This window comes from Streptomyces sp. NPDC055189 (assembly GCF_053606765.1).
The window spans coordinates 94,080-106,660 of record NZ_JBSGSG010000018.1 but is presented as its reverse complement, the minus strand read 5'-3'; the positions used below and the strand labels follow the sequence as shown (position 1 = coordinate 106,660).

Annotated in this window: 11 protein-coding genes; 5 read left to right on the top strand and 6 right to left on the bottom strand. The window is 70.8% G+C overall.

The genetic code is table 11. The features are described 5' to 3' along the window. Nucleotides 1-142: 142 nt before the first annotated feature. A complete protein-coding gene (locus ACWFR3_RS16545) occupies nt 143-652 on the bottom strand; it encodes a GNAT family N-acetyltransferase (RefSeq protein WP_453735263.1) in 510 nt (169 codons plus the stop codon). 325 nt (nt 653-977) lie between these two features. Further along, a complete protein-coding gene (locus ACWFR3_RS16540) occupies nt 978-1,277 on the bottom strand; it encodes a DUF6506 family protein (RefSeq protein WP_453735262.1) in 300 nt (99 codons plus the stop codon). A gap of 191 nt (nt 1,278-1,468) precedes the next feature. Between ACWFR3_RS16540 and ACWFR3_RS16535 the strand changes: the two genes are divergently transcribed. The 5 genes from ACWFR3_RS16535 to ACWFR3_RS16515 all read left to right on the top strand — a co-directional run bounded on the left by ACWFR3_RS16535 (nt 1,469) and on the right by ACWFR3_RS16515 (nt 7,308). Then, nucleotides 1,469-2,080, top strand: a complete 612-nt coding sequence (locus ACWFR3_RS16535; protein ID WP_453735261.1) for a TetR/AcrR family transcriptional regulator — start codon at nt 1,469-1,471, stop codon at nt 2,078-2,080. A gap of 110 nt (nt 2,081-2,190) precedes the next feature. Further along, entirely contained in the window at nt 2,191-2,862 is a 672-nt protein-coding gene (locus ACWFR3_RS16530; protein ID WP_453735260.1) for an enoyl-CoA hydratase-related protein, read from the top strand. A 65-nt stretch (nt 2,863-2,927) separates the two neighbouring features. Then, a complete protein-coding gene (locus ACWFR3_RS16525; RefSeq protein WP_453735259.1) occupies nt 2,928-3,386 on the top strand; it encodes a PaaI family thioesterase in 459 nt (152 codons plus the stop codon). Nucleotides 3,387-3,636: 250 nt separating this feature from the next. Continuing rightward, nucleotides 3,637-4,062, top strand: coding sequence for an STAS domain-containing protein (locus ACWFR3_RS16520; protein ID WP_453735258.1), 426 nt, complete (start codon nt 3,637-3,639; stop codon nt 4,060-4,062). A 141-nt stretch (nt 4,063-4,203) separates the two neighbouring features. Beyond that, nucleotides 4,204-7,308, top strand: coding sequence for a discoidin domain-containing protein (locus ACWFR3_RS16515; RefSeq protein ID WP_453735257.1), 3,105 nt, complete (start codon nt 4,204-4,206; stop codon nt 7,306-7,308). 73 nt (nt 7,309-7,381) lie between these two features. Here the strand turns inward: ACWFR3_RS16515 and ACWFR3_RS16510 are convergent, their stop codons facing one another. From ACWFR3_RS16510 to ACWFR3_RS16495, 4 genes are read right to left on the bottom strand one after another with little or no spacing between them, the layout of a single operon-like run. Then, nucleotides 7,382-8,422, bottom strand: coding sequence for a hypothetical protein (locus tag ACWFR3_RS16510; protein ID WP_453735256.1), 1,041 nt, complete (start codon nt 8,420-8,422; stop codon nt 7,382-7,384). A gap of 40 nt (nt 8,423-8,462) precedes the next feature. Next, a complete protein-coding gene (locus ACWFR3_RS16505; RefSeq protein WP_453735255.1) occupies nt 8,463-9,743 on the bottom strand; it encodes a TRAP transporter large permease subunit in 1,281 nt (426 codons plus the stop codon). A 4-nt stretch (nt 9,744-9,747) separates the two neighbouring features. Next, nucleotides 9,748-10,323: a hypothetical protein gene (locus ACWFR3_RS16500; protein ID WP_453735254.1), complete on the bottom strand. Its 576-nt coding sequence runs from the start codon at nt 10,321-10,323 to the stop codon at nt 9,748-9,750. Further along, entirely contained in the window at nt 10,320-12,449 is a 2,130-nt protein-coding gene (locus ACWFR3_RS16495) for a hydantoinase/oxoprolinase family protein (RefSeq protein ID WP_453735253.1), read from the bottom strand. Before ACWFR3_RS16495 ends, ACWFR3_RS16500 begins: the two co-directional genes overlap by 4 nt. Nucleotides 12,450-12,581: the final 132 nt, after the last annotated feature.

Below are 12,581 nucleotides of genomic sequence, written 5' to 3'. Positions count from 1 at the left end.
GGCCGTGACAAGCCCCCAAACCTCCTTGGCCGGCAAACGGGCTCCAACGTGATTTTACCGGCCCCCCGCGGGGGGTGCACGCCCCCCCCCGGGCGCGGCGGGGCCAGCTGGGTGAACCAGCTGGCCGGATCGGGTAGATCGGCTAGATACCGAACGGCGCGGCGTAGCGCACCGTGCCGCCGGGCAGCGGGTGATCGGCGTCGAGTGCCAGGGCCATCATGGCCTCGTCCGGGACGTCGATGCTGATGCCGATGCCGTACGCCGAGGCACGGGTGAAGCCGAAGCGCGGGTAGTACGCAGGATGCCCGAGGACGGTGACGAAGTGCTCGTCCTTGTCCCTGGCGGCGTCGAGCGCGGCACGGATGGCCGCGGAGCCGGCGCCGGTCTTCTGGTACTCGGGAAGTACCGCGACGGGGGCCAGGCACAGGGCCGGGGCGTCGCCGATGTGGCAGCGGGTCAGCAGCGCGTGTCCGACGAGCTTGCCGTCCTGGTCGGTGGTGACGATCGAAAGACCGTCGATCCACGCGGTGTCGGCGCGCAGCGCGTCGACGAGGTCGGCCTCCGACGGGGTATCGAACGCGGCGACGACGATGGCGCGGACGGCGGGGATGTCAGCGCTGGTCTCGGCGCGCGTGATCCAGGTGTTGGTCATGGTGGACGCTGGTCCTGTTCATGGTGGGTTCGTGTGGGTGGCGCCCCGCGAGCTCACGCTCCCAGCGAGGGCAGATCCGGCTGAGGTCAGGCCACGGCCCGGAACGTGAGGAGGGTCCGGGCGGTGCGCATGGCAGTGGCCTTGAGCGCGGTCATCAGCCCCACCTCCCAACTTCCTCGATCCGATCCGGGTCACACATGAACGCCACGGATCGTATCATCCTGCCGATTTCCGGCGTGATCGATGATGCGTCGCGGAATGCCTGCGGGGCGCACGCACCGGAAGCAAGCGGGAGCGACAGGAGGCACCCGCCCCTCCACCGCACTCAGGAGAAGATCGCGTGGACCTGGTCGACCGCCTCCGGCCCATAGCCGACGACGCCCACCGGAACCGCCCCGTCGATCGCCTCGATGATGCGCCCGGCCCACACCGGCCCGAACCCGCCGCACAGTTCGATCAGTTGCACTCCCTCGCCGACCAGACGGCGCGCGGCTTCGATGCCGTCCTCCGGCTTCGCCACCCCCACAAGCACCGTCCGGCACTGCCCGGTGTCGACGACATTCACGTCACCACCTGCGTCGCTGCCTGCCGCGGTGTAGATGAAACCCCAACTGGTGAGCGCCATGAACGTATCCCCCCTCAATTCCGGTCACCCGGATCGGCCGTCAAGGTCATCGCCATCCAAGCACTCACCCATGGGGCCACCCAAGCGGTCGGCGGGATATCCGACCCCTTGCATGTTCTATGCCATACCCCATAAGTTACCGAGCAGTATCCCGCGGCCCGGCGCCGCCCGACCTCCGAGGCGGTGAGCACATGAGCCCTCGCAAGAGCGACAGCCGTGAGCGGATGGTGCTCAGCGCCGCCGCACTGCTGCGCGAGTACGGGGCCAGCGCGACGAGCATCGACCGCGTACTCGCCCACAGCGGTGCTCCCCGCGGCTCCGTCTACCACCACTTCCCCGGCGGTCGGGCCCAGTTGATCGACGAGGCGGTGGCCCTCGCCGGCGATTTCATCGGCGGCCTGATCGAAACCGGCGCGCGGGCCGACGACCCGCTGGATGCGGTCGACGCCTTCTTCAGGCTGTGGCGCGACCGGCTCGTCGAGAGCGACTTCCGCGTCGGCTGCCCCATCGTCGCGGTGGCCGTGGAAACCAACGACGACGCCCCGCAGCTCGCCCGCTCCGCGGCCACGGTCTTCGCCGCGTGGAGGGAGGCGCTCGCCGCCCTGCTCACCCGGCACGGCCTGCCCGTGGAGCGGGGGGAGAGGCTGGCCGCCTTCATCATCGCCGCCGTGGAGGGCGCGGTGATCATGTGCCGGGCCGAGCGCGGCACCGCCCCGCTGGACGCGGCCGCCGCCGAGATCCGCGAACTCCTCGTACACGCACTGCCCGACCGGCCCACCCCTGATCACGACGCACGTCAGTAATCCGCCCCACCTGGACACGACGCACGTCGGCAACTCGTACCACCCCTGACCACGCCACACATCAGAAACCCACCCATCCCCCCCAGCCCACTTCACCCGAGGGAGCCACCGTGCCCACACTCGACCGCCAGGACAACGTCTTCATCCTCGATATCGGGGACGGCGAGAACCGCTTCCACCCCGACTGGCTCGCCGCCGTCGACGCGGCGCTGACCGAGGTGGAGAAGGCCGAGGGGCCCCGCGCCCTGGTCACCGCAGCGAAGGGAAAGTTCTTCTCCAACGGCCTCGACCTGGACTGGCTCTTCGCCCACGCCGACCGGCACCAGGAGTACGTCACCACCGTCCACGGCCTCCTGGCCCGGACGCTGTCCCTGCCGGTCGTCACCGTGGCCGCACTGCAGGGGCACACCTTCGCGGCCGGGGCGATGCTCTCCCTGGCCCATGACTTCCGCGTGATGCGCGCCGACCGCGGCTACTGGTGCCTGCCCGAGGCCGACATCAACATCCCCTTCACTCCCGGCATGTCCGCGCTGATCCAGGCCCGGCTGACCCCGCAGACCGCGCACGAGGCCATGACGACCGCCCGTCGCTACGGCGGCCACGACGCGCTGGCCGCCGCCGTGGTCGACCACGCGGTGGACGAAGACGCCGTACGCCGCACGGCGGTGGAGATCGCCGGCTCCCTGGTGAACAAGGCCGGCCCCACCCTCGGCACCATCAAGACCCGCATGTACGCCCCCGCGCTGGCCGCCCTGCGGGACAAGGACAACCCCCTCGGGTAACACCCGCAACGCCCGACGCCCCCGAACAAACCCGAACCCACCCACACCATCAAGGAGCCCTCGTCATGTCGACCGCAGAAGTCACCGCCTCCATGTCCGGCCTGGAGCTGATGCGCTGGGTACAGTCCCATCGCACCGACGACATACCCTCCATCGGCCGCCTGCTCGGCATGCGGTTCGACGACGTGGAGCACGGCCGCATCGTCGTCTCCCTGGACACCCGCCCCGACTTCGCCAACCCGCTCGGTACGGTCCACGGCGGCATCGCCGCGACGCTGCTCGACTCGGCGATGGGCTGCGCGGTCCACACCACGCTCCCCGCCGGTGTCGGCTACACCACCTTGGAGCTCAAGGTGAACTACATCCGCGCCGCGCGGACCGACGGACATGCCCTCACCGCCGAGGGCACGGTCATCCACGCGGGCCGCCGCACCGCGACAGCCGAAGGAAAGGTCCTCGACTCCCGGGGCAAACTGATCGCCCACGCCACCACCACGTGCCTGATCATCGACCCCACCGCCTGACGGCGATCGTCCGCGCCCCGCATCGGCCGGGGCGGCCTCACCCGCACCCGTGGCACGTCGCGATGACAGGAGCCACCGGCCGTCCCGTCGAATCGACGGTCATCCGCAACGGATCAATTCGCGTCGCGAACTCCTCTGTCCCAATGGAAGCGGAGAGGCGTAGGGAGGGATGGACGGGGGACCCGGCAGCCAGGCACATTGTGCCTCGGCATACGCACGGGCTTCCGTTCGACGACCCCAAGGAGGCGCGATGTCGACGCAGACCCATCGCCTCATCATCCACGAGCTCGCGCGGTGCGACGAGTGCGCCGTACTGCGTGTGAGCGGTGAACTCGACCGGACCGCCGAGAAGTTCTTTCTCCGCACGCTCGGCGACTCCGTCATGGCGGGTCATCGACATCTCGTTCTCGATGTGACGGCGCTTGTGTTCTGCGACTCCCGCGGGCTCAACTGCCTGCTCGGCGTCCGGTGGCTGCTGCGGCGCCGTGAGGGCCAGCTGCTCCTTGCGGGAGCGGGGCGCCACCTCGTCCGACTCCTGACCCTGACCGGCAGCGCGGAGATCTTCCCCCGCTATCTCACCGTGGGCCAGGCCCTGCTGTCCCTGCCGCCGGCCCACCGCCCCGCATGGCCGCCCGCCCCCTCCCCCTATCCGGACGGAACGCCGAGCGACGCCTGACCCGTGACGCCTGACGCCTGATGCGTGATGCGTGACCCGTGATGCGTGACCCGTGATGCGGCAGAACCCTTGACGTGCCCAAGGGAGCCCCCGAAGAATGACCGCACTCTGACAACGTTGTCGAAGGAAGGTCGCGCCACGATGCCGCAGCAAGTCCGGGGACTCACACGCCGTCAAGCCCTACAGCTGCTCGGGGTTTCCGGCGCTGTGGCGGCCTTCCCGCTCACCCTCGGGTCGGGGCAGGCCTCGGCCGCCGCGGAACCGGACGCGATCGCGGCCACCTACTACCGTGTCCTGCTGGCTCACACCCGCTGGGCCGAGACCCAATGGGACGCGACCCAAGGGCACTACACGGCCAAGGACTTCGGGTTCGCCGTCGTGCTCGGCAATGCCGTACTGCTGACCCGCGGCCCCTACGACGCCGAGCGCGCCGGAGTCGACCAGGACACGCTGCGCACCCGCACGCTCGCCACCCTGAAGCACTTCGCGGCTTCCAACCGCCTGACGGGCGGCGCCCAGTGGGGCCGGAAGTTGTTCTTCGACACCACCTTCCAGTCCTACTTCGTCCTGGCGGCACGCCTGCTCTGGGACGATCTCGACGAGGCGACGCGGCACAACGTGGACACCATCGTCCGGGAACAGGCCCAGTACACCGAGGAGTTGGGGACGGGTGACGATCCCGACTCCGGCGAGTGGTCGCCCCATGGGCTCAGCGGCGGCTTCAAGGGTGACACCAAGCTCGAGGAAATGGGCATCTACGCCCAGTCACTCGCCCCCGCCCTTGCCTGGGCGAGCGACGATCAGCGCCATGACACGTGGCGCGCCGCCTTCGGCCGCTGGAGCCGCAACGAGGCGGGGCTGCCTGCCGCCGACCTCGCCAACCCGGCCGAGGTGGACGGCGTCGCCGTGAGCGCGAACACCGCGCAGAACCTGTACGACACCTTCATCGTCGAGAACCACGGATCGTTCGGCCCGCACTACCAGGAGGAACTCTGGCGCACCTCGGGACGCAACGCCGCCCACTTCCTCACCTCGGGTCAGCCCCTGCCCGAGGTGCTCACCGCCCAGCCCAACGCCGTCCCGCTGTGGCGCACGCTGCTCGGTGTGATGAGCGATGCGGGCGAGCCCCTGATGCCGATGGTCGCCGACCGTGAGCACCTCTACGGCCGCGATGTCATCCCTCTCGCCTTCCTGGCGCAGGTCACGGGCGACCGGGCCGCGGCCGCCTGCGAACGCGCCCTCGCCGAACGCTTGGAGGGATATCAGCAGTACCCGCCGGAGTACCGCATCGCGAAGTTCTCGGGCGAGCCCAAGTACGAGCCGGAGGCGCGCGCCGAGATGGCCATCAGCTATCTCCTGCACGAGTGGCGGGCCCGCTCCGGGAAGCCGCCCGTGCGGCCCCTGTCCACCGGCGAGCTCTTCGAGCAGGCGAGCGGCGTCCAAGACCACGGCACGGGCCCCGGCCTGGTCTCCCACCAGTCCCCCGGCGCCTGGGCGGGCACCGTCAGCAAGCCGGACTTCGTGAAGTTCGCCTGGCAACCGGCCCACGACGACTGGCTGTTCGCGCTCAGCGGCACCACACCCATGTTCCTGCCGAGCACCCGGAACAAAGTCACCGAGCGGAACGTGGCCACGTACACGCGGCTTCGCGACGGCTTCGACGGGAGCGCCAGCGTGCTGACGCTGGAACACGGACATGCCGGGTTCACCACCCTGCCCTCGGGCGCCGTGGTCTACGCGACGTCCGGCACCAGCGCCGGAGAGGGCCACCTGGAGGTACGCAACCTGTCCATGCCCGGCGTCCCGGGCCTCGACGGCAGCCGTACCTATCGAGCCGCCGAGGGAAGCACCACCGTCAAGGCGGGGTCCGGTGGCCAGTCGTCCAGCGGCCCGCGCACCGACGAACTCACCTTCCCCGCGCAGCAGTTCCGCCACTTGCGGATGCTGGGCGTACGGCCCGATCCGTCGTACGGATACTCGCTCTACTCCTTCGAGATACGCGACGGCGCCTCGGGCGAGGACCTGGCGCGCACCGGCGGGGCGAAGGCATCCGCCTCCTCCTTCGACCCGGGCAAGGAGCCCTCACTCGCGATCGACGGCATGGGCACCAGCCGCTGGGCGGTGTCGCGCGCGGATCGTGCGCGGGCGGACAGCTGGATATCCGTCGACCTGGGATCCTCGCGGTCCGTCGACCGGGTGACGCTGCGCTGGGAGGCCGCGGCGGGCCGCGCCTACCGGCTCCAGGGGTCGGCCGACGGAGAGCAGTGGACGGATCTGGTCGCCTGGCCGGAGCCGGATCTCACCAGCCGCGGCCGGTGGCTGGACGTCGACGGCCGTGCCGGCCTTGTCGTGCGGGGCGGCGCGCACCCGATCTCGGTGTACGGCGACACGGTCGTCCTCTCCGACGGTCCGGCCGAGAGCCTGCTGATCGAAGGGCTGCCGGGTGCGACACCGACGGAGCTGCGCGCCGCGGCCGCCCGCAAGACACCTTCGGCGAACTCCGCGGACGTCAAGGCCGCACTCACCGAACACCACCTGAGCCTCTTCAACCTCTCCCCCGACCCCGTGACCACGACGGTGACGATCCCCCGCTCGCGCCCCGGAGAGGTGCGTCTCTACGAGGGCATCCAGACCCTCACCGAGTCCGGCACGGCATACCGCGTCGAACTGCCCGCCGCTTCAGCCCTGTTGGCGCCGCCACGCATCACTCTTTCCGCGAACCGCCTGCCCGCCGGGCTGCGCGCCGAGGTCGTCGACGGCGGCACCGTCCGGCTGAGCGGGCCGTCCTGCCGCGTCACCGTCTCGGCACAGGGCAGGGGCATCGGCGCCACGGTCCGCGCGGGCCGTACGACCACGGTGACGGTGCCCCGGACCACGGCCTACCCCCTTGAGGACCTGGCACTGGGCCGCATCACCTTCCCGACCGCACCGCTGCCGCCCGGCATGACGGACCCGCAGGCCGCGGTGGACGGCGACGAGGCAACCGCGTGGACCGCCGGTCAGGACGACCGCATGGTCGTCGACCTGGGCGCCGAGCAGCACATCGGCGAGATCCGCACCCGGTGGCGCGGCAGTCACGTGCCGGCCTCACGCGTGGAGTTCAGCGTCGACGGCCGTACGTACGAAGGCTCGGCGCAACTGTCGGCGCGCGGCAGCCTGCGCACCGACCGCACGGCGCGCTATGTGGCGCTCCGCGTCACGGCCTCCTCCGGGGGCGCCCTGACCGCGCTGACCGTCACCGCATGACGACGGCGCCCGAGGACATGACCGGAGCCGCCATGTCCTCGGGCGCCGCTGTCCAACTACCCGAGGTACTCTGCTACTTCGCGCGCGCCAGAGCGATCGCGCCCTGCAGCCTCTCCCCCGCCTCGTACATCATGTAAGGCACGCCGTTCTCCGTTCCGAAGCTCGGTGACGCGCTGCGTCCGTTGTCCGGCGCGCCGTTCATCGAGTCGTGGAAGATGCCGAGGTGGTTACGGCGGGAGAAGTCCTTGCCGACCTCGGTGATCAGTATGTTGCCGCCGCTGCCCTTGTCGGTGTTGTAGACGACGTAGGCGCTGTCCCCGCGCGTGAGCAGGTGGGGCCCTCCCACGTTCTGCGCGCCCACATCGGCATGCCGGATCAGTGGCTTCTGGTCGAAGGTCCAGTTGCGTCCGTCGGCCGACCAACCCCAGGCGACGTCACGGTGGTTGGTGTTGTTGTTCAGCATGAAGAGCATGACGTAACGGGCGCCGCGCGAGGGCAGGTCGTGACGGAACACGCGGGCGTAGGACGTCTCGGTCGAACCGGCCGGCAGCATCGAGGTCGAAAGCACCACCTTGTCGTACGTGAAGTGGATGCCGTCCTTGGAGCGGGCCAGGCGCGTGGTGGTGTTCTCGCCGTGGAAGTACAGCCACATCTCCTTGGCGTCCTCGTTCCACAGCACGTGGGGCGAGGAGACGTGGCTGACCTTGTAGTGCGGCTGCCAGTCGTTGGTGACCAGGGGGTTGGCCGTGTACTCGGTGAAGGGCCCGTCGATCGAGTCGCCGTAGGCCAGGCAGATGCCGCCGGGGGCGTCGTGCGGGGCGTAGTAGAGGTAGTAGCGGCCCAGGGCGTTGGAGACGCGGCCGACGGTCCCGCGCAGGCACGGGAAGATGATTTCGCCGGTGGGGTTGTAGGCGAGGTCCGAGGGCTTGAGGACCGTTCGCACGTAGGTGTAGTCGGGGAACCCGCCGGGCGCCGCGACGGCCGTGCCCGCTGCTCCGGCGCCGATCGCAAGGGCGGTGCCGGTGGCGGCCGCCCCGCGCAGGAAGACGCGGCGCGGGAAGGGGTGTTGGTGTGCGGGGCCCGGCTCTGCGGTGTGGTGCTGCGGCTCGTTCATTTCTGTGCTCCGTCCCGGGAGTCGAATGTCAGAGAAGTGCTCAGAGGTAGGTGGCGGCTGTGACGCAGAATCCGCCGAGTGCGACGGCCCACACGTAGGGCAGGGTGCGCACCATGACCTGCTGGGGGCCGACGCCCGCGTACTGGGCGCTCCATACGGTCTGGGTGCTTGTGGGGTCGGAGACTCCGAAGACCTGGTTGTAGGAGGCGGCGAGGCCGAGTACGGCGACGGCGGGGTAGATGCCGGCGGCGATGAGGACGCCCGCGATGCCCGCGCCGAGGCCGTAGACGTTCAGCGGTCCGCGGTAGAGGCACAGCGGCACCAGCAACGTGAAGACCAGGACGAACAGCACCGGATTCTGCGGGCTGACGGCCTTGACCAGGGGTTCGAGGGCTTCGATGGCGCCCGGCAGTTTCACCGCGGCGAGCAGGATGCCGATGGCGATGAACAGGGCGATCGGGGGTGCGGCGACCTCGAAGCCGCCGTACAGGGTGCGCAGCAGCCGCTTGTTCATCTCGCGCGGCCGGGTGGTGGTGACCAGGGCGTAGAGCACTCCGGCGAGCAGCGAGGGGATGATGGCGAGCTCGAAGCCGAGGGCCAGGACGAGCGGCACCACGGGGGTGAGCAGCGCGTACCAGGGTGCGTCGCCGAGCCGCTCGCGGCGTGAACGGCGCTTGTCGACGGCCGTCTTCAGCGCCCAGGTGTGTTCGACCCCGCGGCGGCGGGACTCGACGAGGACGAAGGCGACGGCCGCGACCAGGGCCAGCGGGAACAGCTTGATCATGAAGCCGCGCACGGTCGGGATCGGCAGGTCGAGGGCGGTCGAGAAGAACTGCCAGATGGGCAGTTCGAAGGGGACGCCGACGGCGATGCCCATCAGGATGGTGCCCGCGGCGGTGACTTTGGGGATGCCCACGGCGACCATCGCCGGGATGCCGATGATGCCGGCCAGCATGGCGGCGGGGGCCGAGCCGGTGACCGTGCCGATCAGCGCGGAGACGGCGAGCACGCCGAGCGCGACGACGGTGGGCCGGTCGCCGCCGAACTCCACGATCTTGCGGACGATCGTGCCCGCGATGCCGGTCTCGTCCAGGAGTTTGCCGAGCCACGAGCCGAGCAGCACCGCGATCATCGTCGAGGCGAGCATCGGGGCGCCCTCCTGGAGGACGGTGTCGAAGACGCTCTCCTTGCCGGTCAGCGGCGCACCGGCGACCAGCGCGATGACGACACCGAGGAGGACCAGGGCGAAGGCGGTGGGGAGTTTGCGGGTGAGCATCGCTGCGACACCCACCGCCATGACGATCAGGATGACAACGCCCATGGCGCTACTTCTCTCTGTGGGTCACGGCGTCGGCGAGCGCGGCCGTGAGAAGAAGGGGGCTGCGGCCGAGACCGCAGACGGTCCGGGCATGGGCGTGGGCGGCGATCTCCTCGGCGCCCGCCACGTGCCCGTAAAGGCGGAAGCGTCCCGCGCGCAGGACGACATGGCCCAGGGCCCGCTTCAGCGCGTCCTTCGCCGGACCGTGGTGCAGGTGTTCGTGCACGGATTCGTGGGCGAGGGCCGCCGCACGCACGGAGCCGGGCGGGTACCAGTGCCGCCAGCCCCGTTCGTCGATCAGCGCTTCGGCCGCGGCGAGGGTGTCGGTGTAGAGCTCCACCGTCGGGGCCGGCCGTGAGGTGTAGCGGGCGAGCAGGCCGCGCTCCAGGCCGTCGGCGCGCTCGACGATCCTGGCCCGGCACGGGACGGGGGCCAGGGCGGCGCCGAACTCCTCGGCCGTGCGCGCCCAGTGGCGAAGGAGTCGCGGGTCGCGGCCCTCGTGGGTGGGGGTGGCGGCGAGGAGGTGGACCGCGTGGTCCAAGTCGTCGAGGGTCTCGGGCGCGGTCGCCGCGGGGGTGCTCATATGCGAACCTCAAGGACCGCGATGACCGGCTCGTCACCGGCACGGGAATCGAGTTCGCTGCGGGCCAGCGCGAGCAGCGACCCGGGGTCGAGCACGCCCGACAGGTCCGCGATCCGTGAGCCGAGCAGCAGCCGTACGGCGGGAGCACGGACGCCGCCGTCGCCGTACGAGGTGGTCTCGCGCACCAGCTTCGCCAGTACGTCGGGGGCATCGGCGACCCGGGTGGTTTCCACGCGGGCGTCGGGGACGTGCAGGCGGATGACTCCGTCGGCGTCGACGATCCGTACCGGATGCCGGGTGGCGCGCAGGGTGCGGCGCACCTCGGTCCCGTACACGGTGTGGGAGGAGGTCCTGGCCAGGACTGTGACCTGCGATGCGTCGGTCTTGAGGCTGGCCGCCGCCGTGCGAAGGCGCTCCTCCTCGTCGGCCCGGTGCGCCCGGTCCCGGGTGCGCAGTTCGGTGGCGCCGGTGGCCACGGCGCGCACGGTGCTGGTCTGCGGGTCGACGGTGACCTCTACCTCGACGCCCTCGGCGGCTGCGCCCTGCGCGATGACGGCCGCCTCCGCCTCGGCCCGCACGGCGAGGATCTGTTCCTGCCCGGCTCCGGGAATGGTGCGCTCGATCTGCTCGCGGACCAGGGCGAGCGCCACCCCGATGGGGCTGATGACCTCGCTGTGGCGGGCGATGCGCCCCTGAAGGCCGCTGACTTCGGCCAGGTGCGGGGTGACGGACGCGGCGCCGCCGCCTCCGCCGACGAGGAGCGCGGTGTCCTTGTCGAGCCGGTAGTCGCGGATCATCGTGTCGACGACCTTCTTGACCCGGGCCGTTCCCGCGTCGAGGAGCCGTCCCGCAGCGGTGGCGATGTCCACGCCGAGCGCGGCGGCGAGCGGGGCGAGCGCCGCCTTGGCGACCTCCTGGTCGCTGCGGGCGAAGTCGCCTTCGGGTACGCGGCCCAGCGCGTTGGCCGCGCAGGTCATGGTGAGCGCGAAGCGGCCGCCCGCCGCGTCGAGAACGGCGTAGTCCTCGGGGTCGTCGGCCATCGGACGGACGGTGGCGAGCCTGGCGTCGCGCAGGTCGTCCAGGGTCGCGAAGCACGCGTAGGGCAGCCCGGCGATGTGGGCACTGCGCGGCCCCACCCCGGTCACCTTGCCGCCGCCGATCCGCACCATGGAACCGCCGCCGACGCCGACGGTGCGTACGTCCAGGGCGTTGAGGTAGGACTTCTTGCCCAGGATCGTGGCGTGCTGGACGGCCACCTTGCCGCGCCGCACGACACTGATGTCGGTGGAGGTGCCGCCGGTCTCCAGGAACACGCCCTCGCTGATCCGTTCCTGCATCAGCGCGCCCGCCACGCCCGCCGCCGGGCCCGAAAGAACCGTGAGCAGCGGCCTGCGCCGCATCTCGTCGAGGGACATCACACCGCCGTCGCAGCGCATCACCATCAGCGGCGAGTCGACCCCGGCCTTGGTGATGGAGCTGTCGACGAGGTCGGCGGTGGCCAGCATGCGCGGCAGGATCGCCGCGTTGACCACGGCCGTACGGGTGCGCTTGTGCAGCCCGTACAGCGAGGTGATCTCGTGTGCGGCGGTCAGCGGAAGACCGGCGGAGCGTGCCGCGGCCACGACGGCCTGCTCGCCCTCGGGGCGGTCCACGCTGAACGGCTCGGTGGCCACGAGGACTTGGGCGCCGTCCTGCGCGAGGGTGTCGGCGGCGCGCCGCACGGCCTGTGCGTCGTCGGGGTCCGCGACATGGGCGTAGGCGAGCGGAAGGCTCTTGCCCGGGGTGAGTTCGAGCTTGCCGAGCGCGGCGAGCCGGCGGGTGAGGGCGGCTGCTGCGCCGCCGCCGATGCCGATCAGGCCGACGGTGGCGACATCGCCCTCCAGCAGGGCGTTGGTAGCCTGTGTCGTGCCGTGCGCCAGAAAAGCGACGTTCTCCGGTGCGCGGCCGGTCTCTTCCAGCAGACGGTCGAGGGCTTCCACGATGCCGTGGGCCACGCCGTCCTCGTGATGGTGGCTGGTGGGGACCTTCACCTGTCCCAGGAGTTCCAGGGTCGTGGCATCTACGGCCACGGCGTCGGTGAAGGTTCCGCCCACGTCGATGCCGACGCGGATGCGGTGGGTGGTCATGGTTGGGCACCTCCTTGTGCGGGTTGGCGGTGCGCGGGCGGGGGGGGGGGGGGGGGGGGGGGGGGGGCGCCCCCGCCCTTTTTTTTAAGGGGGGTTTAGTTTAAAGCGGTTCGGAGGGGCCGGGGGCGGGGA

Bases quoted from the DNA above. Each gene is read 5' to 3' on its own strand.
- ACWFR3_RS16515 (WP_453735257.1), top strand. From the start codon at position 4,204: ATGCCGCAGCAAGTCCGGGGACTCACACGCCGTCAAGCCCTACAGCTG.
- ACWFR3_RS16510 (WP_453735256.1), bottom strand. From the start codon at position 8,422: ATGAACGAGCCGCAGCACCACACCGCAGAGCCGGGCCCCGCACACCAA.
- ACWFR3_RS16535 (WP_453735261.1), top strand. From the start codon at position 1,469: ATGAGCCCTCGCAAGAGCGACAGCCGTGAGCGGATGGTGCTCAGCGCC.
- ACWFR3_RS16540 (WP_453735262.1), bottom strand. From the start codon at position 1,277: ATGGCGCTCACCAGTTGGGGTTTCATCTACACCGCGGCAGGCAGCGAC.
- ACWFR3_RS16545 (WP_453735263.1), bottom strand. From the start codon at position 652: ATGACCAACACCTGGATCACGCGCGCCGAGACCAGCGCTGACATCCCC.
- ACWFR3_RS16495 (WP_453735253.1), bottom strand. From the start codon at position 12,449: ATGACCACCCACCGCATCCGCGTCGGCATCGACGTGGGCGGAACCTTC.
- ACWFR3_RS16520 (WP_453735258.1), top strand. From the start codon at position 3,637: ATGTCGACGCAGACCCATCGCCTCATCATCCACGAGCTCGCGCGGTGC.
- ACWFR3_RS16525 (WP_453735259.1), top strand. From the start codon at position 2,928: ATGTCGACCGCAGAAGTCACCGCCTCCATGTCCGGCCTGGAGCTGATG.
- ACWFR3_RS16500 (WP_453735254.1), bottom strand. From the start codon at position 10,323: ATGAGCACCCCCGCGGCGACCGCGCCCGAGACCCTCGACGACTTGGAC.
- ACWFR3_RS16505 (WP_453735255.1), bottom strand. From the start codon at position 9,743: ATGGGCGTTGTCATCCTGATCGTCATGGCGGTGGGTGTCGCAGCGATG.